General features: G+C 41.6%; 16 protein-coding genes and 1 pseudogene. 8 read left to right on the forward strand and 9 right to left on the reverse strand.

The window, feature by feature from the left end:
- Window positions 1–2 precede the first annotated feature (2 nt).
- From P0077_RS20945 to P0077_RS01375, 4 genes and pseudogenes are all read right to left on the reverse strand, one after another.
- Window positions 3–1358, reverse strand: a pseudogene (locus P0077_RS20945) (glycosyl hydrolase family 95 catalytic domain-containing protein); the annotation flags it as partial.
- Window positions 1359–1598: 240 nt separating this feature from the next.
- Window positions 1599–4130: a glycoside hydrolase family 95 protein gene (locus tag P0077_RS01365; protein WP_276167390.1), complete on the reverse strand. Its 2532-nt coding sequence runs from the start codon at window positions 4128–4130 to the stop codon at window positions 1599–1601.
- A gap of 7 nt (window positions 4131–4137) precedes the next feature.
- On the reverse strand, window positions 4138–4317 hold the full coding sequence (locus tag P0077_RS01370; RefSeq protein WP_276167391.1) for a hypothetical protein: 180 nt from the start codon (window positions 4315–4317) through the stop codon (window positions 4138–4140).
- Between the two features lie 137 nt (window positions 4318–4454).
- Window positions 4455–4886, reverse strand: coding sequence for a hypothetical protein (locus P0077_RS01375; RefSeq protein WP_276167392.1), 432 nt, complete (start codon window positions 4884–4886; stop codon window positions 4455–4457).
- A gap of 2021 nt (window positions 4887–6907) precedes the next feature.
- Here P0077_RS01375 and P0077_RS01380 point away from each other — a divergent pair.
- From P0077_RS01380 to P0077_RS01400, 5 genes are all read left to right on the forward strand, one after another.
- On the forward strand, window positions 6908–7243 hold the full coding sequence (locus tag P0077_RS01380; RefSeq protein WP_276167393.1) for a single-stranded DNA-binding protein: 336 nt from the start codon (window positions 6908–6910) through the stop codon (window positions 7241–7243).
- A 71-nt stretch (window positions 7244–7314) separates the two neighbouring features.
- Window positions 7315–7764, forward strand: a complete 450-nt coding sequence (locus tag P0077_RS01385) for a JAB domain-containing protein (RefSeq protein WP_276167394.1) — start codon at window positions 7315–7317, stop codon at window positions 7762–7764.
- Between the two features lie 404 nt (window positions 7765–8168).
- Window positions 8169–8708, forward strand: coding sequence for a BfmA/BtgA family mobilization protein (locus P0077_RS01390; protein WP_276167395.1), 540 nt, complete (start codon window positions 8169–8171; stop codon window positions 8706–8708).
- A complete protein-coding gene (gene mobB, locus P0077_RS01395) occupies window positions 8708–9742 on the forward strand; it encodes a MobB family relaxase (protein ID WP_276167396.1) in 1035 nt (344 codons plus the stop codon). Before P0077_RS01390 ends, mobB begins: the two co-directional genes overlap by 1 nt.
- Window positions 9739–11175 carry a type IV secretory system conjugative DNA transfer family protein gene (locus tag P0077_RS01400; protein WP_276167397.1) on the forward strand — a complete coding sequence of 479 codons (1437 nt, stop codon included), beginning with the start codon at window positions 9739–9741 and terminating at the stop codon, window positions 11173–11175. The genes mobB and P0077_RS01400 overlap by 4 nt, the downstream gene beginning before the upstream one ends.
- A 144-nt stretch (window positions 11176–11319) precedes the next feature.
- On the opposite strand, the gene P0077_RS01405 is transcribed toward P0077_RS01400, so the two are convergent.
- From P0077_RS01405 to P0077_RS01415, 3 genes are all read right to left on the reverse strand, one after another.
- A complete protein-coding gene (locus tag P0077_RS01405; RefSeq protein WP_276167398.1) occupies window positions 11320–12177 on the reverse strand; it encodes a nucleotidyl transferase AbiEii/AbiGii toxin family protein in 858 nt (285 codons plus the stop codon).
- Window positions 12174–12812 (reverse strand): type IV toxin-antitoxin system AbiEi family antitoxin domain-containing protein, encoded by a 639-nt coding sequence (locus P0077_RS01410; RefSeq protein ID WP_276167399.1) that lies wholly within the window; start codon window positions 12810–12812, stop codon window positions 12174–12176. The genes P0077_RS01405 and P0077_RS01410 overlap by 4 nt, the downstream gene beginning before the upstream one ends.
- Before the next feature lie 213 nt (window positions 12813–13025).
- Window positions 13026–13259: a helix-turn-helix domain-containing protein gene (locus P0077_RS01415; protein ID WP_276167400.1), complete on the reverse strand. Its 234-nt coding sequence runs from the start codon at window positions 13257–13259 to the stop codon at window positions 13026–13028.
- An 850-nt stretch (window positions 13260–14109) separates the two neighbouring features.
- Between P0077_RS01415 and P0077_RS01420 the strand changes: the two genes are divergently transcribed.
- From P0077_RS01420 to P0077_RS01430, 3 genes are all read left to right on the forward strand, one after another.
- On the forward strand, window positions 14110–17076 hold the full coding sequence (locus P0077_RS01420) for a SusC/RagA family TonB-linked outer membrane protein (RefSeq protein WP_276169159.1): 2967 nt from the start codon (window positions 14110–14112) through the stop codon (window positions 17074–17076).
- 14 nt (window positions 17077–17090) lie between these two features.
- Window positions 17091–17363, forward strand: coding sequence for a hypothetical protein (locus tag P0077_RS01425; protein WP_276167401.1), 273 nt, complete (start codon window positions 17091–17093; stop codon window positions 17361–17363).
- A gap of 66 nt (window positions 17364–17429) precedes the next feature.
- A protein-coding gene (locus P0077_RS01430; protein ID WP_432422796.1) for an IS3 family transposase occupies window positions 17430–18556 on the forward strand; the annotation gives its coding sequence in 2 pieces (ribosomal slippage) (window positions 17430–17682 and window positions 17682–18556; 1128 coding nt in all).
- Between the two features lie 234 nt (window positions 18557–18790).
- On the opposite strand, the gene P0077_RS01435 is transcribed toward P0077_RS01430, so the two are convergent.
- Together P0077_RS01435 and P0077_RS01440 are read right to left on the reverse strand one after the other, a co-directional pair.
- Window positions 18791–20155, reverse strand: a complete 1365-nt coding sequence (locus P0077_RS01435; protein ID WP_276167403.1) for a glycoside hydrolase family 28 protein — start codon at window positions 20153–20155, stop codon at window positions 18791–18793.
- Window positions 20156–20626: 471 nt separating this feature from the next.
- Window positions 20627–21568: a DUF6807 family protein gene (locus tag P0077_RS01440; protein WP_276167404.1), complete on the reverse strand. Its 942-nt coding sequence runs from the start codon at window positions 21566–21568 to the stop codon at window positions 20627–20629.
- Window positions 21569–21652: the final 84 nt, after the last annotated feature.

Here is a 21652-nt window from a genome sequence, read left to right on the forward strand (position 1 = left end):
GCAATACCGGCAGTAGCCCCAAAGTTTGCATCAATTTGAAATACTCTTCCATTGTTCAACAGACTTTCCGATTATCCCGGGGTAACATATTTGTTTAACGCCTTATACGCGTTTTCAGCATTTCCCGCGCGTGCCCACAACGATATGCGCCAAGCACCCGGCCACCCATCATCAAATCCTCTCTGGTTCAAGGAAACCTTTGCTGCTTCAAATAATTTAGGAGTGTCCCTTGGGTTAATCTGACCACTCGGGTATAGTCCGTATAAATGAGATACATGGCTATGTGGGTCATCCGGATTGTCCCAGTCTTCCTGCCATTCCTGTAACTGCCCGAACTTTCCTATTTTCATAGGTGCCAATCTAGCTTTTGTCTTCGCTACTTTAGACCTAAAACTTCTATCCACGTTCAATATTTGGGATGCTTCCATTATATTTCCAAACAAATCATTTAAAATCTGAATATCCATCGTTGGACCGGAGCAAAGCGACGTACCCGAACGCCATACACTTAGTCCATCACTGGTAGTTCCTCCATGGCTATGCTCGGGAGAAATGGACGGTGATGTAATTAAATAGCCATTTTCATTTTCCACTAGAGCATCAAAAAAATACTCGGCTGCACCCTACATAATTGGGTAGGCCTTCTTAAGAAATTCCTCATCACCAGTGTATAAATAGTGTTCCCAAAGGTGTTGACACAACCAAGCCCCACCTGTAGGCCACATGCCCCATTGTGCTCCATCTACCGGAGCCGCACCTCGCCAAATATCAGTATTGTGATGTGCTACCCAACCCTCTGCATCATAATGTATCTTGGCCGTATTTTTACCTGGGCCTTGAAGTTCGTCTACCATGCGTAGAAACGGTTCGTGAAATTCACTGAGATTACCAACCTCAGCTACCCAATCGTTCATTTGAATATTAATATTGATGGTATATTTGCTGCACCAAGGCGGGTAGATCGTTCCGTTCCAAATACCTTGTAAATTAAGTGGTTGCGTACCTGGTCGTGAACCGGAAATCATGAGATAGCGGCCATACTGAAAAACAAGCTCGTCCAACAATGGATCCGAACCTCCTTCAGACACCTGCTGAAGTCTCTTGTCCGTTGGTATACTTTGGATTGGCTTACCCCCTAAGTCAATCGCTACACGATTGAAAAATTTTGAATAGTCCGCTACATGTCTTTCATAGAGCTGCTTAAATGATTTCCCTGCTAGTGCCTTTAAATAGGCATCTGTTTTTTTTAACGGATTACCGCTAACATCCTTAAAATTCTGAAAACTGGTAGCGGCCACATATACCAAAGTAACGGAACCGGCATCCTTGACCGTTATTTTATCTTCATAGTATAGCACCTCTCCACCTTGAGCAAGTACGCTTACTTTTGCTGCAAATTTGGTACCATCCCCTTCCCAAGGACCTATTAAGCCTCGTTCTTTTACTGAGCCCAGTTGCCCGGTTGTTCATAGCGGTGCAGCGGCTGTTTCCTGTAGACATACCAAAGCCGGAATCACTGTTCTATAGATATGCGCCCAACACCTCCTTATTGGTGGTTCTACAGTAATATGAAAATGCTATTTATGTAAGAAAGAAGGCTATTCCTTTCCTGTAAGGGTAACCTCTTCTCCAGCCTTTGTTTTCAGGTCATATAGATAGACTGGCTTTAATGACGGACTGTCTATCTGAGATGCTTTATCAACAAGAGGCTCCTTTATTTCCGGAGTTGTGTAAAATTTATTCGGGTTATCGCCTTGGGCCTTTTTCAAGGTTTTATCATCTTCTAAAACCAATTCATTGTAATAACGTATACGCAGATTACCTCCCAAATTGGACTTGAGGGTTACTTTAGTCACTTTCCCTTCTTTCCAATCCATCGTCACTATTTCAAATCCTCCTCTGGCTCTTAGGCCCGTAACCTTTCCCTCTTTCCATACATCTGGCAAAGCTGGTAACAAGTGTACCGCGCCATCGTGGCTCTGTAGCAACATCTCCGTTAAGCCGGAAGTAAATCCAAAATTCCCATCTATCTGAAAAGGTGGATGTGCATCCAACATATTGGCATAGGTACCACCGCCCTTTGGTGAATCTGGCCTACCCACCAATTTTATCTGGTCTCCCATTAATTTATACGCATGATTGCCATCCAACAAACGAGCCCATAGGTTTATTTTCCAATTCATAGACCATCCTGTGGATGGGTCTCCTCTTTGTATGAGCGTATTTTCAGCACCTTTAAAAAGTTCCGCATTTCTATATGGTGATATTTGATTGGAAGGATAGAGTCCGTATAAATGGGAAACATGACGGTGTTTATCATCCGGGTTGTCCAAATCTTCTAACCATTCTTGAATCTGACCATGTTTCCCTATTTGCATAGGTGGTAGTTTGGCCAAGGCAGTTTCCATTTTTTTGACCAGTTCTTTATCCGTTTCCAATAAATTGGCCGCTTCTATGGTCTTCGTCAACATATCGAATACCAATTGGATATCCATCGTTGTACCTGCTTCTATATTAATTTGCCTACTACGCACACTAGGTCCATTCTCTGGAGATATAGAAGGTGCTATCACCAACCAACCGTTTGTTGGTTCTGGCGTAAGCACGCTTAAACAAAACGCTGCGGCACCTTTCATGGCCGGGTAAACGGTCTTTAAATACTCTAAATCCCCATTGAACATAAATTTATCCCAGACATGCTGTGACAACCAGGTTCCGCCAGTGGGCCAGATACCCCAAGTTGCCCCGTCTACAGGACCACAGATACGCCATAAATCGGTGTTATGATGCGTTACCCAACCATCGGCTCCGTACATAACTTTTGCGGTTTCTTTTCCTGCTTCCGATAGTTCACGAACCATTTGTATCAACGGCTCATGCATTTCCGGCAAATTCGTGACCTCTGCAGGCCAGTAATTCATTTCGGTATTGATATTTACCGTATAGGCGCTCTTCCAAGGAGGAGTCAGAAGATTGTTCCACAAGCCTTGCAAATTAGCAGGTTGCCCATCAGGTTGTGAAGAAGAAATCAGTAAGTATCTCCCATATTGAAAATAGAGTGCCGCCAGCGCGGGATCATAACCTTCACTAAATTCTTTGATTCTGACATCCGTAGGTTTTTTTGCCGCTTCAGAAGTACCTAAATTTAATACTACCCTATCAAAATACTTTTTGTAGAATGCAGTATGGTCGTTCACTAAGTTATAATAACTCTTATGCTCCGCCTTGTCCAAATATTCTTTCGCCCGCTTATGGGCATCCGCACTAACATCTTGATAGTTCACGAAATTAGTAGCAATTGAAAGGTATAAAATAACACTGTCTGCATTCTCAACTTTTAACTTATCGTTCATGGTGGTCAGTTTACCACCTTGAGGTACGATTTTAACACGTGAGTCAAAAACAACTTCCCCCTTAATGGGTGCCGCCTCCTTTGGCAAGCGCTTGCTTCTGGTATCACTTCCATGACCCGTCATTACCAATATATTATCGCTTTCCGTAAAAAAGGAGATTTTTGCCGGTTCTGGGCGGTCCATAGCTGCTGTAAAACTAATTTTACCCTTTTCGCTTGCAGTTAATTTCATAACAATTACCTGATCGGAGAAGGATGTAAATATCTCACGATGGTATGTGACGCCATCAACGATATATTTGGTAGTGTTGATGGCGTTTTCAATATTCAATTCTCGATAATAATCCGAATAAACTTGATGATCAGGAAAACTCAATCTTAAATTCCCTACGGTTTCGTAGGGCATGCCATGCGAGGTTTTAGAAATAAATTTGTCGTTCGCTAATTGATGGGCTTCCTCGAACTTCTTCTCAAATATCAATTTCCTGATTTTAGATAGCTCCTGCTTGGCTTCGGGATTATCGTTACGGTGCGGCCCACCGGCCCACAACGTAAGTTCATTTAACTGTATATTCTCGTTCGACGGGTTACCGAAAACCATAGCTCCTAGGCGTCCATTTCCCAAAGGAAGTGCCTCGTTCCAATCGGCGGCCGGTGCATCGTACCAAAGTTTAAGTTCAGAAGGCTCATGTTGTCCTGAGACCGTTATAGTCCCCATTAAAAACAATTGAAGGATACAGAAAACACTTAGGTACGATTTGTTGGTATTTAATGGCATTATATAATTAATTTATAGTTATGGACCTGCGGTTATCAGCTCCGAATTCCTTAGATTTTCCTTTGTATAAAATAGTTACCGGCGCCTCATTATGCAACCAATATTTTCCTTCTCTTCCCTCAAGAACCACATTTCCCGACTCCGAGCCTTTAATATTAAAACCTTGCGCTTTAGTTTCTTTTTCCATTACCTACAAAAATGACCCAATCGCTATTTTCCTCAAGGCAAATCAATGTATAGGTTGCATCTGTAACCATATCTTTATGAGTTGCCTTTTCATGATTGGCAGAAGAAAAACAAAATCCTCTCTACCTGATTTATGGATTACCATGATACCCACAAATTCCGAATTATCATTTTCATCCTTAAAACTAGAATTTTAGTTATACTTTTTCCTTTGGATGACGAAAAAGGCTCATAAACGCAAACGAATGGATTTTCCCAAGCTGGCCCATGTTGTCGGGCGGCTAAAGTTAAATATGGTTCATTGCCTACCTCATAGGGAAGGCCGTGATTTCCTTTAAAGGCTTTATTGGGCGGAGATTTGATTGAAAATACTTCACGCCCGTCTGTTCCTTTCATCCAAAGGTTCATATAAATACCGTCCTTACCTTCTGGCATGTCTATTTTCCATTCTGTCTGATAATCGTTTTCTAGTCTAACCGACTTCTTATTCCACATATAATTCCAGACCATACAAATGACTATCTGCACATGCCATTTCTTCATCAGGTGTAAGGGACAATGGGCTCCCATCTTTATCCATAATTAGTATACTTTGGCCAAGATTGTGGCAGAAATAGTCTTGGAATTTATCTCTCCCTTGTTGCTTTTTTGACCGAAATATCTACATAACACCCAGTTTATTCACCAGTCCGTACTATACTTACAGTTCTCGATTGGTCACTACGTGTTTCTGGCTCTAAAAAATAAACATCGGAAAAGATTATATCTTTATAGAAACCTTCTTTTTGTTCAGATTTTGGATACTGCCAGATTAAATCGAAAGCGTGATAACTTAGCATCTCAATATGAAGAAGCACCATCTACTTTTACCGTATTGTACACAAGAAACTGGGAATAATATTCCCTATATGGGTTGTAGGTGTCCCGCACCCTTGCATTCATAATTGTTTAGTGTATTTTTCGCTACAAAGACAAACCTTCCCGATTGAAAGTCAGACACTCTCTTTATTGCATCGACAACTAGCAAACAGTCATTCCCGCGTTCTTACACTGGATAGAAACTCTCCACAGCGCTAGAGCTACCTGACTTTTATCGAAATTAAGAACCAACACCTAGTCTCCTTTTAACCCACATTTAATCCACAATTTCTGGTTGTACGCATTTGTCTTGAGGTCTATTACCTTGCTCGCAGGTAAGCCCGATGGTGTACACCTTCACTATACCGAAAAAATTGTCAACGCTCCACAAATGGGAGACCGACCTAATACTTAAAATTCGGTAAGAACGTCCAAATATAAAACTCGCTCAATTGTAAATGCGATTCCGGTTTTCCTTACTAATGTTTTTTCCCTACGTTCCTAATGCAACATCATATATTACGATTATTCGCTAGCTTCGACAACAAGTACGACCTATATATCACAATATTTATTGGCATAGTCATAATTAGAGATCAATATAAAGATAATAGATTGTTGTATTTATTATGCACTACAATCTTAAACAAAATACATATAAGAGAATAACCTTAAACCGAAGATCTGTTTAACTGAAAGAGCAAATCATCACTTTCATTTCAAGATATGTTAAGTTTAGCTGCGAAGAAGCACCTTTATTAATGAACTTTCGGAAAGTGATAAAACAAAAAAAAGGTGATTTCCTATTTTAAAATGTAGAAACCAGCCGGTCAGATAATTTCATGCTACTGGACGTTAATAGCTATTTAAATAAATATTAAAATAGTAAAGAGAGAAATCCTGTATCACAAGATTTTAAAGGACAGCTTTAATAACTAGATAGGTTGGATAGAAGCTGTTCTATGAAGTCCATGCAATGGCATAAAAAACAAGTTCCTCCAGTACCTCAAACTGGATTACCAAATTTATAGCCGATGGTTATATCCAGTCAGCACATTCCACGACATTCCACGGTCGCCCGCTAGAAAAGCGGGCGACCACTCCACATCGTGTAAAAAGCTTCCCTTTCTGACTCTTGGACATAATTCACAATTTTAACGCTCCATTGCGTAACCCCTACCCGCTTCCCTGGGAAGGAAGACTTCATTCCGGAGTGAAAACCGCGAATTACGTCCGCTTTCTCAACGGAAAGACCTCGACTTGATTTTCTTGAGCGGATTTTCGGCGAGGACTTCTTGAGCCCTCACTTGAAAATCCTGAAAAACCAAACCGCTGTCTTAAACATTTTAAGGGGTTTATAATGGCGGGAGCCTGTCTTGTTTTTCGGGACGGCGAAAAACAGGTATGCCATAAGCCATTCTAATACGGTCCCATCCCCTCCTTTCGCTTAACTGCCGGTACGCTCAAATCACGAATAGGCACGAAAGAATGGCTAATGCCCTAATGGAACTTGTCAAGACTATACAAGTTTCAGGGTACAGATCGGGTATCTACCTCCTTGAAAACCCAACGGTTTTACTACGTTGCAGACACTCCCGATTTGCACCCTGAAAGTCTGGACAAAACCCACTCCCTCCATTGTGCGGTGCACAGAAGAAAGCAAACAAACACCCCTTAAAATTGAATTCAGCTGAAACCAAAAAGGGAAATATGAACCATTTAAATCTTCTATTATGAGTACTATCAGAAATCACGTACAGTTGATCGGAAACGTCGGACAGGAACCGACCATTACCAACCTTGAAAGTGGCAAAAAAGTCGCCCGCTTTTCATTCGCCACAAATGTCCATTATAAAGATAACAAGGGCGATAAAAAAACGGACACCGACTGGCACACCATTGTGTCTTGGGGCAAGACCGCCGAAATCATAGAAAAATATGTCGAGAAAGGCAAAGAGGTCGGGGTGGCCGGCAAACTGAAGACCCGTACCTATACCACGGACGATGGCAACCAACGTTATGTTACCGAAGTGGTAGCGGATGAAATCCTTCTATTGGGAAATAGGTAAACTATAAATCAGAGGGAATCCTAGAATGCTAGGGTTCCCTCACTATTCACGACTTAAAAACATCTTAGCATATGAAAACACAGGTCAATGAAATACAGGTAAGCTATCATGAAAATACAGGCATTTTTGAAGCAATACCCATGAAAAGCTCCCAAGATGTGGCAAAATTACTATATGAAAACTGGGATACCGACACCATAGGATTGAGGGAAACCTTCAAAGTACTCTTGCTAAACCATTCCAATAAGGTGAAAGGAATCTACCCCTTGTCGGTCGGTGGGATTACAGGGACCATGGTCGACCTACGGATATTGTTCGCCCTGATACTCAAAACATTGTCCACGACCGTCATTTTGGCCCACAACCACCCGTCTGGAAAATTAAGGCCCAGTGAAGCGGACAAAGCCGTGACCCTTAAAATCTACAAAGCGGCACGACTTTTTGATATCACGATTTTGGACCATTTGATTATTGCCCCCAACGGTGGGTATTATAGTTTTAAGGACAACGGACTGCTATGATCCTGTTAGTAGATAACGAATGTTAAAATAGCAAATTACACCAAAACGGCCCTTTTATTATGAAGGGCTTTTTCTATGTTCAATGCCCTATTTTACATATCTTTAGGGCGTTAGGCACATGTAGTGCGCTAACGGTCATCACCTCATTTTGATTTGACTTTCCTCGATGACCGTATCCAAAAAAACAAAACATAGAAGGCAACTGACCTTGGTCAGCTTGTTCGAACGTTCGGGTCCCTGCGGAACGAAAAGGAGAAGCAAGAGGGTAACACGCTACGCGATGTTATATAATTTAACATACTGATAACCAGTTGTTTAAAATATAAAATATTTAAGTTGAAAAGGTACCCTTACAGTAAATGGGATTGTAACCCCCGTAAACAGGCAAAACTTTACAGTAAAAGATGAAGGATTCCTACCAAAAATATCATTTTTCGGCCATCAGCATCAAAAAGGAAGTGGCCCGGCGATTTCGGGCCTTTTCCAAATTGGTATCCGACTCCCATACCCACACCCTGGAAGCCATTATGGACTTTTTCGAGCGCAACGACCTTTTGCCAAATGATGACCTAGGTATAAAGAACAACAGGACCAACAAGCGCATCAATGCCCTTATTGCCATCCTTAAAAATATCGAGAAGCACCAGACCTTACCGACCAAAACAATGCTCGATACCCTATTCCACGAAATCGCTAAACAGGAAGACCAAGAAGGAAAGGAAGAAAATTTTGTTTTTGAAACTTCAGAACCCTTCTCCAGGGATACCGAAATGGAACACTACCGGAATCGATACGAGGAAATACAGCAACATCTGGGCAACTACAAAAACCGGATGCAGGAGCTCTTGGAAAGAATGACCTACGTAAAGGGAACCTTCGGCAGGGGCTATTATAAACTGAATATGGACGAAAACGAGTTTGAACGATTTAATAATGAACTGTAATGTATATCACGATCACCGCCCAGAAAACTGACGGGAACTACGCCCAGAGCGCAGTCGACTTCGTCAACTACCTTGAAAAGGAAAACGTAGGAAAAAACACGGACGACCTCGAACACTTCTTTGACCAGTACGAAGAGGGAATATTGAGGCAAGAGGTAATAAGCGCCATAGATGGGAACACCGCCAAACTTAAAAAGTCCGAACCTAAATTCTATTCCATTACCTTAAATCCCAGCGAAAGGGAACTGAAGACCATACAAAGTTCGCAAGAAGCGCTAAAGCGATACACCACGGAGGTAATGAAGGCCTATGCGTCATCGTTCAACAGGGAAATCAACGGCAGGCCCGTGACCATAGATGATATCAAATATTACGCTAAGATCGAGCACTATCGCACTTTTAAGGGCGGTGATAAAGAGATTATCGAAAACCAACCCTATGCTACCCAAATACTTCAATTAAAACAAGAAATAAGACGTATCGAGCATGGGGAACTGCGCGGGAACATCTCGAAGCTACAACAGCGGATCGAGCAATTGGAACAGGAAGCACCACACCAAATCAACGGTATTCGCATCGTGCGGGGCACGTCAAAACCGGGACCACAGAGCCATATCCATATTATCGTCAGCCGAAAGGATGCCTCCAATCGCTACAGTCTTTCGCCAGGAAGCAAATACAGGGCTTCCGAGGTTCTGATGAACGGCAAGAAGGTGAAACGAGGTTTTGATAGGGACGCTTTTTATAAAAGAGCGGAAAAGACCTACGATAAAATGTTCGGTTACAAACGAAACTACGTAGAAACCTACCGGGCAAGAAAAACCTTTCTAAAAAATCCGAAGCTGTATTTTTCTACGATTACAAAACTTCCCACCAATGAAAGGGCCTTGGCGTTTCAGCTGTTGCAAAGATCCGGGGTCGATACGGCTCTCTTGACTATCCCCACCAACAAGCTGCAACTGACCATGAAAGCGATACATATTTTGAAAAAGGGCATTGGCAAGGCCATTGAATCCGCCTCCATTGGGATATGAACTGGCACGTTGAACATATTGTCCTTTACATACTGGTACCTATACTCTTTACCGCAACGGTACTGTATGCCATACTCAGTAGGGAAACGAACGCCCGGACCGACAAGAAATATAGGGTTCGGTTTAAATTGAGGTACGGAACCTTCAAGGTGGCCAATATCCGAAGGGGGGCCTCCATCATCGGTTCTGCAGGGAGCGGCAAGACCCAAAGCGTAGTCTATAATTTTTTACAACATTTCAGTGCCTACGGGTTTTGCGGGGTCATCCATGACTACAAGAACTTTGATCTCTCCGAAATCGCCTATCCCCTGTTCAAGGAAGCAGGTATACGCTTCTATACGATAGCCATTGGGGACATCCATTATAGGGTCAATCCGATCGCTCCCAAATATTTGCCCAATGAGGAAAGCGTAAACGAAGTGTCCCGGGTACTCATGGAAAACCTATTGGAACAGGACCTGTCACAGAACAAGGGCAGCAATAAATTTTTCTCGGATGCGGTAGAAGGGCTTTTAAGCGGGATGATATGGAAAATGAAAACTGCCTACCCGGAGTATTGCACGCTTCCACATATCATCGCATTTTTCCAGTCTGTATCGACAAAAAAATTGGTAGCCTTCCTCAAATCCGACCTTACCGCCCGCAGTATGGCCAGTGCCTTTCTCAATGGTACCGAATCGGAAAAGCAGACCGCCGGGGTAAAAAGTACCCTGGCCAACGCCTTTAAAAAAATCAGTTCCCAAAAGATGTTCTTTGTACTTTCCAAGGACGAAGTGCCTCTGGACATCAACAACCCCGACCACCCGGCCATTATATCGTTGGTCAACGACCCAAAATACGATTCGGCCTACTCCCCTATTATCGCCATGGTAATGCATACCATAATAAAACAGATGAGTGTTCATGGCTGGAAGCCTTCCTTTCTTTTAATGGAAGAGGCCCCTACCCTGAAACTTCCCAATATGCACCGGATTCCGGCCACATTGCGTAGCTATGAGATTTGTACCATCTATGTCATGCAGGACAAGGTGCAGAATGATCTGTTGTACGGTGATAGGGCTAGCAAGGCGATATTGAGCAACCTCTCCTACCAGTTCTTTGGAAAAGTAAACGACCCGGACACCGCTAAATACTACGAACGTTTTTTCGAGATCATAAAAAAACCGACACACAGCATTAGCAAAAGTAGCGGGCTGAGTCTGGAAAGTAGGATTACAAAAGGGGAAAAAGAGGTATCGAAACGTAGGGCGGATACGTTCTTTCGTTTAAAACAAGGGGAGTTTATTGCTTTTGCGGATGGTAAAGATCGTAAGCTGCGGTTTGCTCTGCAGAAAATAGTACGGACCAGGCCCAGAAAAAGAGTCGTCCATACCGCTGCAGAAATAAAGCTCGTGTATGAAAGGTGCTACCTGGAAATTAGAAGGCTACTCTGAACGCTCTTTTAAGGGTAATGCAAACCACCCTACCGATTCGTACTTCCCTCTGTCGAACCTCTAAATAGCAGGAAGATAGAATTTGTTTTGAAGCCTTCTCTTTATTTATTGATTAGATAATTTTTGAAATTCCTTTTACTAAAATCAAGGATTTTCAAATTTAATTTTCTCAATCAAATCCTTAAAATATGCTGGGCTCCAAATCCGTAAAACATCATCATTTGGAATAAACCGAACAACATCCTCTTTAATGTTACTAAAAGAAACAGAAGTAATCTTGGCTTCCAATAACTCGATAATCTGTTCATTGGAAATACCTTTATCTTGCCAATCGTTTGTGTCTATTGCCCTGGTTAGAAAATGATTTACATCCAAGGGGATTCCTTTTTTGATATACCATTCCAAGTCGTACCAATCTCTACCTTTGACCCTATTTTTCCACTTTCTGAAAAGCAGCGCATGCATTTTACCTGCAAACAAACTTGATTTGGTAAAACATTTCACATAAAAAGAAAATGGACGGAGCAATAACTTTTCTTCGGTGCTGAAATGAACCGGAGGCTGTCGATCAACTTCTATTTTTATTTTCAAAGTCTTGTTAGAACGTACACCGGTTTCTTGGATGATGTCGACCAGTTCTATTTCTTGCCATATAGTTTCAGCTTTGAGAAATGCAGAATCAATAGCGGTTTGTTTCGTTTTTTTCTTTTCCTTGATACTAACGCTCAGTCCTAATGACTGAAATTCATCCAATATGGCTTTGAAATAGGGCTCGATTGAAAAATTTAAATCAGGTTCGAGTAAGGAAAAATCCAAATCTTCCGAATAGCGATCTAATCCATAAAAAATCCGGAGTGCCGTTCCTCCATAAAAAGCAGCCTTCTCAAAAAAGTCGGTTCTTGATAAACCTGCTAAAGTTATTTCCTGCATTATTTCTCGTAACGCAGCTAATATCTCTTCCTCATTCTTAGGGTTATACTCGGCTATCCACTCTTTTATCATAATTCTATCAACGTTTTGACAAGCATTTTCAGACTACTTTTTTTAGGTGCATTTTTAATCCATAGTTCCATAACTTTCGTATCCAATGTTTTTAATTGCTCACTACCCATACGAAGATCCTCCATTAAAAATTCACGGGTTTGTTTAATGCTCCTAAGATAAATTTTGGAGGTAAGTACAATTTTATCACATAAAGCTTTTTCAGGTGAGGCAACCAATACGGTTTGCTTAGGTGAATAGGCTATGCTCTTTATTCCATAGGAATAATAAGGAGCCTTTAATTGTTGGTAACTGTATCGTCCAACAGGAGTTTTATACAACTTCGATGTTTTTAGGGTCACTGAACTGACCTCATAAGCTCTTTCCGGTATCATGTTCCAATAGGATAAAGCGGACTCCAATGACACATAACTTGGACCTCTAAGGTGGTTCGCTATTAGAAAGGGTTCAGGTGTCGGTAAGTCCATTCTAGGTCCCGTTATATACAGTCCCCTTCTAAGTGAAATAAGCGCTTTGCTTTTAAGTAGCTCACTGATCTTATCATTTGGACGCTTATAATCACCGAGTAATCCTAAGATCAAATGTCTAGATATAGGAGCCTCCGCATATTTCTTTACCATCTCTCTGAAATCCATATTGTAATTATTTCGTATAATCATCGGTTAATTTCCGATTTTCTATTTCAAATATAACAAAATCATGTAAAAAACCAATTACATAACCGGATTTAATCCGATTAGGTGATTAAATTATTGCATTTTTGTTATGATGTAATAAGGTTCTGAGGAATACTATTATGGGTGACCTAAGTAATTGAATTTAGAATTAATAGTGATGAAAAATTAGGATTAGACCCCAACCATTTGAAAAAACTCGCTTAACTTTAGATTTCTAGCTTCACAGATTTTGCTTAGAGTTTCAACAGGAATTCTATATCCATTCTTACTCTTTATTTTTCTAACAGTACTTTCATCAATATTGTGATTATTTGCGAAAGAACTCTGGGATTTACCTTCATTTAACCACGGAAATAACCACTCCTTAGTGATAAAATTGCAAATTTCCAGATTGATATTAGACATGCTAGCAAAGAAAAGAGGTAGTCAATAAAATTATTCGGTCGAACGCCCGTATTTTAAATTATTTGCTTATATTAGTATCGAATTATTAATTTTGCGATTCTTCTAAATCCAAAAATATTAGAAGCATTCGCTTTGAATCTCGTACTAGAAAACTGGTAATTTTTAAACACACGAGAGAATAAGCAGATTGCTCACGACCCGGGCGTGGGCTCTCTTATTTGTGTGTAGGTATACCAGTACCTCTAGTACAATAAGTTGAGCTCCACGCTTTTTTCGTTTTAGGTTCTCAGCATAGTTCGAAGCTTCTGCTCTAGGTGCAATATAGTCTCGCATTTAGTTTAAGTATTATGAGCATTCCTTATCCTACATATGTTTCACAATGGCCGCGACCAAACTTCCAGATTAGGAGAGCTCATGGCCCATCGGTACATGAGCTGCTCTTTAAAAAGAAGCCCAAAAATCCGGTCTAATTTTTATTTGGCTGTAGTTTTGGGCTTACGATACTTCACTTTCCGGTTAACGATAGCTCCTTTACCCAAAACTGACAAAATCATTTTTATGGCATCCGGCCATACCACGTAATTCCAGCCCCCTTTTTTATCAAATCCCAGTCTCCAACCCAAATAGGTCTTGGACAGGTCAAGCTTTGCTCTATTTCAACCTAATGATACGTAGCAATGGTTGTCCGCGGAAATTAACCCCTTAAACACCAACGAAGTGTTGCTGGTGGAACTGAAAACGATTGTATAAACCAATTATCTAAATTATGAAGAAAATAACAATTATAAAGGCTGCCCCCATACCCCTACTTACCGTATATTTCCTTTTCACCCCCCTCCTGGGGTTAAAAATGAATGCAAACACCCCTACCGACGATGGAACCTATTACCAGTACCTACAGTCCGCCATTTCCGGAACCATCAGCGATACCGACGGACGTCCAGTTGCAGGAGTTACCATCCAAGTCGGGGAAACCAAAACCGGAACCATTTCGGAATTTGACGGGTCCTATAGTATCCAAGTACCCCTGGACAGTCATTTAATCTTTTCGGCTATCGGCTACAAGACAGAAAGTATTCCGGTCAATGGCAGACAGGAAATCAATGTAATTCTCCAAGAAGACGTAACTCAACTGGACGAGGTTGTGCTCAATGCGGGTTACTATTCTATAAAAGATAAGGAACGGACAGGTAACATTTCAACCATTAAAGCCGATGTCATAGAAAAGCAACCCGTTGCTAATCCTCTGTCGGCTATGCAAGGGCATCTTTCCGGAGTCAATATTGTCCAGAATACCGGAGTACCCGGAGGAGGGTTCTCCATTGAGGTCAGGGGCCGTAATTTCATCAATGGGGTTTCCGATCCATTGTTCATCGTGGACGGGGTGCCCTTTGGGTCCCAGTCCTTGGGTGATTTTCAGATTTCCGGCCAGATCGTTGGCGGGAACATCAGTCCGCTCAATGCAATCAACCCCAACGATATCAAGAGCATAGAAGTACTCAAAGATGCCGATGCCACGGCCATCTACGGATCGCGTGGGGCCAATGGTGTCGTGCTCATCACGACCAAAAAGGGAAGGCCCGGAAAAACTCGGTTCGATGCCCATCTCAGTACCACTATGGGCAAGGTTTCCCATTTTCTAGACCTGTTGGATACCCAACAATACCTGGAAATCCGAAGGGAAGGAATTCAAAACGACGGTTTTGAGGACCAGTTGGAAGGTTCCTTGTTCGATTTCTTCTGGCCCGATGTAAAACTATGGGAGAATGACCGCTATACGGATTGGCAAAAAGAACTTATCGGGGGTACGGCCTACCGGAACAATGCCCAGCTTTCGATTTCCGGTGGAAGTGATAGGACCCAGTTTCTGATCAGTGGGGCATACCAAAAGGAAACCACGGTGTTTCCCGGGGAATCCAGTTATCGCAAGGCCAATATCCACAGCAATGTGAACCATCATTCTACTGACAACCGTTTCAAAATCACCCTTTCCACCAGTTATGCCCACGAGAACAATCTCATGCCCAGGACGGACTTTACCGTAAAGGCCTATTCATTGGAGCCCAACGCTCCTGCACTCTATGATGCTGAGGGAAACCTTAATTGGGAGAACAATACCTGGGAAAACCCGATGGCTTCCCTAGAGGAACGTTTTGGGTCTGTATCAAAGACCCTTATATCCAATGCCATGGTCTCCTATTCCATTCGACAGAACCTGGAACTGCGCTCCAGTATAGGCTTTACCAATTACCGATTGGATACGTATCGGGCCATGCCCAGTTCGGCCAGGAACCCGGGTTTTGGTTTGACACCACAGAGCTATTCCAATCTGACCTCCAATACCTCCCAGCGGGAGTCTTGGATAGTGGAGCCCCAATTAAACTGGAATAAACATTGGAACGGGGTCTCGGTGGATATGCTCGCAGGCTCGACCTTCCAAAGGGAGAACACCGAACAATTGGTACTGAAGGGCTCTGGTTTTCCAAATAATGAACTACTGCTCAATATGGCCGCGGCACAAGAGATAGAGGCCATTTCCAATTCGGATAGCGAATATAATTACAATGCGGTTTTCGGACGGATCAATCTCAAGGTATTGGATAGGTATATCCTTAATTTTACGGGGCGAAGGGACGGTTCCTCCCGTTTTGGGCCTGGAAAGCAATTCGGGAACTTCGGGGCCATAGGCGTTGCCTGGATATTTTCCAAGGAGGCCTTGTTCGGAGAACAATCCCCACTGAGCTTTGGCAAGTTGCGGGCCAGTTATGGAACAACAGGGAGCGACAATATTGGGGACTATCGCTATTTGGACACCTATACGGTCACCGGAAATAATTATGATGGGATTACCACCGTGGAGCCAACAGGTATTTTCAACCCCCAATTCGGTTGGGAAGAAAACCAAAAACTCGAGGCGGCAGTGGAACTGGGATTTTTCAAGGATCGGTTATTGCTCAATACCTCTTGGTACCGCAATCGGTCTTCCAACCAACTTGTAGGGATACCCTTGGCGGCCACCACCGGTTTTTCGGAATTGACCGGAAATTTTGACGCCATCGTGGAGAACTCCGGAGTGGAGGTGGAACTGCGCAGTAGCAACCTGCGTTCGGGGAAGTTCAAATGGTCCACGAACCTTAATCTGACCATCCCAAAAAATAAGCTGGTTGCCTTTGATGGATTGGAAACTTCCACTTTTGCCAACCGTTATGTTATTGGGGAACCCCTAACCATCCTGAAACTTTACCATGCCCTAGGCGTGGATCCAGAAACAGGCCTATACCGGTTCGAGGATTATGACGGGGATGGAAATTACAGTAGTATCGGAGACCGGCAATGGGTCGAGGACCTGTCCCCCAAGTGGTATGGTGGTTTGGGCAACTCCCTTAGCTTTGAAAATATCGCTTTGGACTTTTTCTTCCAGTTCAAAAAACAAAGGTCGTACAATACCTTGCGCTTTGATGCCACTCCGGGGTTCAAGAGAAATACCTCGATCGAACTCTATGATCGATGGCAAAAGGTAGGAGACGAAAGGACATTCCAAAGGGCTTCCGCCGGAATGGCCGGTGGACAGGATCTTGGGGCACTGCAACAGGAGAGCAGTGCTGCCGTATCGGATGCATCCTTTGTCCGGTTGCGCAACATTTCCCTGAATTATAAGATTCCGTCCCGCGATAAGGGGCCAGATGTTAATATTTATGTACAAGGTCAGAATCTATGGACCCTGACCAACTTCAAAGGGCCTGATCCGGAACAGCCTACAAATAGTCGTTTGCCTCCGTTGAGACAGATTACCCTAGGACTTCAAGTTAGTTTTTAAACCCAAAAAAAAGAATGATGAAATTTTTAAAAAATATAAATTCTAGGCATATCACCTTCGGAGGAGCATTCCTTGAAATAAACCGCGTATTACTGATTGCCTTCCTATTTGTAATTAGCATTATATCGTGTAGCTGTTCCGACTTTGTGGAGGTAGACCCCCCAAAGAACAACTTGATTTCGGAGACCGTCTTCAAAGACCCCTCTACGGTAGAATCTGCATTGGCCAACCTATATTATGGAATGCGGGAACAAGGGATGGTATCGGGGTTGACCTCCTCCCGTTAAACCGGACAGTTTAATACTAGAGAAAACCGGGCGAATAAATGTTTAACTTTAAACAACTATTTGCTTATGAGACGATCAAAGTATTCGGAGTCGCAGATCGTATTTGCGATCAAACAAGTAGAGACGGGCACCCGTATCCAAGAGGTCTGCCGTAAGATGGGGGTGAGCGAGGCCACCTTTTACAATTGGAAGAAGAAATACGGCGGGCTGGGCGTATCGGAACTGCGCAGGCTGAAGAACCTCGAAGAGGAGAACTCTCAGTTGAAGAAACTGGTGGCCGACCTGAGCCTGGACAAACAGATCTTACAGGACGTGCTTAAAAAAAAGTTCTGAGGCCGTCCCGAAAGCGCGGGATGGTCGATAACATCAGGATGGAGTACAATATTTCCATTCAGCGTTGCTGCAAGCTCGTATTGCTGCATAAGAGTGTTTTCTATTACAAGGCCAAGGGACGGCGTAGCGACCAGCTACTGCGGATGCGTATGAACGAGATAGCCTCGGTAAGGGTACGTTATGGGTTCTGGCGCATCCATATCCTTTTGAGGAGGGAAGGCTTCATGGACAACCACAAGCGCATGTACAGGGTCTATTGCGAGGAAGGTCTGAACCTAAGGAGTAAGCGCCCAAAACGCAACCGTTCGGCCGCACATAGACAACCAAATCAGGGCAACGCTTCTAGTTTGAACGAGTGCTGGAGCATGGATTTTGTCTGCGACCAGTTCTATAACGGCAACCGCTTCAGGGCCTTAACTATAGTGGATAACTATAGTCGAAAGTGCTTGGCCATCCATGCCGGAAAATCGCTCAAAGGAAGCGATGTCGTGCAAGTTATGGAAACTATTACTTTTGGGAACGAAGTGCTGCCAAAGCGTGTCAAAGTGGATAATGGAAGTGAGTTCATCAGCAAAGTATTGGATAAATGGGCCTATGAAAACAATGTAGAACTTGACTTCTCAAGACCTGGAAAACCTACCGATAACCCATTTATCGAAAGCTTCAATGGTTCGTTCAGGGACGAATGTCTGAATGCCAATTGGTTCTTTTCTTTGGAAGATGCACAGGAAAAGTTCGATATTTGGAGGGAAGATTATAATGGATTTAGACCGCACAGCTCGTTGGGGGACATGTCCCCCAACGAGTATATCGAAAAGAATGAAAATAGCCCGGATTTTCTAGTTATGACCGGTACCTAAATATGGGAGGAGGTCAAAAAAGAAGATTGTTTAACTTAGAACTGTCCGAAAACGGGTAAGTTTTCATTTTCGGGCTAGCCCGAAAAGAATAAAAACAATAACTTTAATAAAATTTTAGAAAAGTAATCAGTTCTATCAAGGGGGGAGCTTACAATCTTAGGGAAGGCTACAAGAAGGGTAAGGATACATTAGTACGAACTTCTCGATTGGCTATCGTATTTAAATTCGTCTATTTTAGTCAATAAAACTAAGAATATTCTCATGTACATGTTTTTTGTCTCTTATGGTATCAGTAAAAACACTCTTTAAATATAAGTTTTCAACAGGTAATTCTTTCTGACCTAAAACTCTAGAAATAAATTTGACATCTGTTGATTTTATATTCTCTAAATGAATGTTCTTAATTGGTGTTAACCTTCTTTCATACGTTGGCACCAAATTACGCCATTGATATAATACATCTGTTTCAATACCAAGAACTCCTTTCTCAATTTTGCCAGCTTCAATATTTCTTACATGAACATTTTCAACATATCCCCCTCTACGTTCATTTGTTTTTATGAAAACTAAATGATTTAATTCTGCGCCATCCACTACCTTACAGCTATCCATAAAAATGTTTTCAATACCACCAGATAATTCACTTCCTATAGCTAATAGTTGATGTCCATTTTTTACGATACAATTTTTAATTACAACATTTTTAGTAGGTGTATTCAAACGCCATGCATCCTGGTTGCGTCCAGATTTTAAGGCAATGGCATCATCCCCTTGGTCAAAAACACAATTTTCAATTAGCATATTCTGAGACATTTCTGGGTCAACACCATCATTATTGTGTCCATGGGCGCGAACTTTCACGTTTTTGATTACAATATCTTTAGACAAAAAAGGATGGATTACCCAAAATGGACTGTCCGTGATGGTTATACCCTCCAATAAAATATTTTCAGACCTATTTAATTGAATAAATTGGGGGCGCAAATTAGAAGTATCATTTACCATTTGTCGTTCATTTACCGGGACACCCTTGGATGCCAAGTTGTATAAATGCTTTAAACTATTCATATGAGTTGAAGGACGTTCAAACCATTTTTGCCAAACATCCATTTTCGCTTTCAATTTGCCTTTTCCAGTAATAGCGATGTTTTTACATTCATAAGCATAAATTAGCGGAGAGTAGTTATAACACTCCATACCTTCCCACGTGGTTTTAACAGGGGGTAAATAATCCTTAGGATCTTCAGAAAATAAAAGAACAGCTCCTTCGTTCAGATGCAAGTTCACATTACTTTTCAAATGAATTTTTTTCGTTAGCCATTCTCCTTTTGGTATTACGACGATTCCTCCCCCTATTTTATTTGCCTCATGAATCGCATTTGATATAGCTTTTGAATTTGCGTTCTTATCTCCTTCAATTGCACCAAATTCAGTTATTAGTAACTCTTTACTATTACTAAAATCAGGAATTTTAATAGTAGGCATGTAAAAAGGGGCCTCAACTGTAATTTCTTTGATGTTCACCGATGTGGTTTCCGTATTGCAAGAATGAAAGGCTATTAAACAAATTAAGATTAAAAGTGCATTTGATTTTTTCATTATAATTCTGTATTTAATTGAAGATATCTAAACGATTCTCAACGAATAATTAAAAAATTTGGAAAACGGTAATCTACAAAAAACTCAAGTTTATTTCTTTAATTGGTATCAAAGCAATATGACGTTAAAGTGTATTTTCATTAAAACACAACCTATTAAATTATTGCTCATCTCATTATTTATTTACTATTTATTATGACTCTATCCCGATTTATGTCAGGTAAATTGATAAGGTCCATCTATTTAAATAATATCCCTATTCTGTATGCTGTTATTCTCTTTGGATAAATTTTCTCTGTCTATATTAAATTTATTTATGTCTGAGCATAAAGTTTTAGTATTCTTTCATTTGCTATGTATGTTTTAAACTTAACTGAAAACAACTTTTTCATTATCCAAGTTTGACACTTTAAATAATATTGCCATCACTAAACTTTACGAATTGGAGCAACCAAGTTCAGTTTCCACCATCTATTGTTTTCCATATTCTGCATGTTCCGATTCAATATCCAAAAATTCCGAACCGCCTTCGTGTATAATCAAACGGTAGCGCAAAATGGTCGGTTGCGTTTGTGATAAGGGCACAGCAATTGCTCCGGGATAAGGGTACACTGCATTTTGCATACTATTTTCGGATCGCAAAATCCAGCGATCTGAAAAACCAGAATTGTCTGGATGACAAAGAATACTCATTCCTGAAAGGGCGCCTTCCTTGCCAAATGATCCGGAAATATCCATCCAACCACCAGCTTCTATAGGCAAATTTTGAGGCCTTGTTTCGCCGGAAGAACTGGTAAACCCAATATCGTCCACCAACCGAACTCGTGTAGAAAAACCCCCATACCCTTTCTCATTTTCAGATCCACCTATGCGCATATCGGGTTCTAGGGCACGAATAGCTATTTGAACATCTATCTTTCGATATTGATTTTCTACGGGATACACTTTTATCGTGGTCAACTCCCTAACAACGGGCTTTTCGTTTCCGTAGTTATCTTTCCATTGAGAAGTTTTCCAAAATACCTCTGCCTGTATCGCCTTGGCCTTTCCTTCTACCTGAACCTCCTTGACCGACCGTACATCCCAACTGAAATCCTTAATATCCCATGCATCCCCTAGTTGGGTATCACCAATGTACAATTGATGCCATGCCCAAAAAATTCCTCTATGATGTAGATGATCTTTCGGAAAATCCTCTGTTAAAATTTGCCCGTCCAATGTATATAACGGGTGTATGTAATTAGATCTTCGATTAGTACCATTAAGTGATTTTTCAGCTATCTGATAAGTTAAAACACTGTCTTTATTCTCAACAAAATGGGCAGCATCCGCTTGAATTTCAACACTGATTTTTTGGGCGGTAATAACATTTGTCAAGTTGACAAAACAGATAAAAATGAATATTCGAAACATATCTTTTAAAATGAATTATTGGGTATCGTTGAGGAACTCTTTAGTCCTGTTATATAGTTACAATATGCTCATACTTACTAGATT

This window comes from Zobellia alginiliquefaciens (assembly GCF_029323795.1).
GTDB lineage: Bacteria > Bacteroidota > Bacteroidia > Flavobacteriales > Flavobacteriaceae > Zobellia > Zobellia alginiliquefaciens.

What these genes read in the sequence shown, in the direction of transcription:
- P0077_RS01365 (WP_276167390.1), bottom strand. Translation starts at nt 4,130, where the DNA reads ATGCCATTAAATACCAACAAATCGTACCTAAGTGTTTTCTGTATCCTT.
- P0077_RS01370 (WP_276167391.1), bottom strand. Translation starts at nt 4,317, where the DNA reads ATGGAAAAAGAAACTAAAGCGCAAGGTTTTAATATTAAAGGCTCGGAG.
- P0077_RS01375 (WP_276167392.1), bottom strand. Translation starts at nt 4,886, where the DNA reads ATGGGAGCCCATTGTCCCTTACACCTGATGAAGAAATGGCATGTGCAG.
- P0077_RS01380 (WP_276167393.1), top strand. Translation starts at nt 6,908, where the DNA reads ATGAGTACTATCAGAAATCACGTACAGTTGATCGGAAACGTCGGACAG.
- P0077_RS01385 (WP_276167394.1), top strand. Translation starts at nt 7,315, where the DNA reads ATGAAAACACAGGTCAATGAAATACAGGTAAGCTATCATGAAAATACA.
- P0077_RS01390 (WP_276167395.1), top strand. Translation starts at nt 8,169, where the DNA reads ATGAAGGATTCCTACCAAAAATATCATTTTTCGGCCATCAGCATCAAA.
- mobB (WP_276167396.1), top strand. Translation starts at nt 8,708, where the DNA reads ATGTATATCACGATCACCGCCCAGAAAACTGACGGGAACTACGCCCAG.
- P0077_RS01400 (WP_276167397.1), top strand. Translation starts at nt 9,739, where the DNA reads ATGAACTGGCACGTTGAACATATTGTCCTTTACATACTGGTACCTATA.
- P0077_RS01405 (WP_276167398.1), bottom strand. Translation starts at nt 12,177, where the DNA reads ATGATAAAAGAGTGGATAGCCGAGTATAACCCTAAGAATGAGGAAGAG.
- P0077_RS01410 (WP_276167399.1), bottom strand. Translation starts at nt 12,812, where the DNA reads ATGGATTTCAGAGAGATGGTAAAGAAATATGCGGAGGCTCCTATATCT.
- P0077_RS01415 (WP_276167400.1), bottom strand. Translation starts at nt 13,259, where the DNA reads ATGTCTAATATCAATCTGGAAATTTGCAATTTTATCACTAAGGAGTGG.
- P0077_RS01420 (WP_276169159.1), top strand. Translation starts at nt 14,110, where the DNA reads ATGAATGCAAACACCCCTACCGACGATGGAACCTATTACCAGTACCTA.
- P0077_RS01425 (WP_276167401.1), top strand. Translation starts at nt 17,091, where the DNA reads ATGATGAAATTTTTAAAAAATATAAATTCTAGGCATATCACCTTCGGA.
- P0077_RS01435 (WP_276167403.1), bottom strand. Translation starts at nt 20,155, where the DNA reads ATGAAAAAATCAAATGCACTTTTAATCTTAATTTGTTTAATAGCCTTT.
- P0077_RS01440 (WP_276167404.1), bottom strand. Translation starts at nt 21,568, where the DNA reads ATGTTTCGAATATTCATTTTTATCTGTTTTGTCAACTTGACAAATGTT.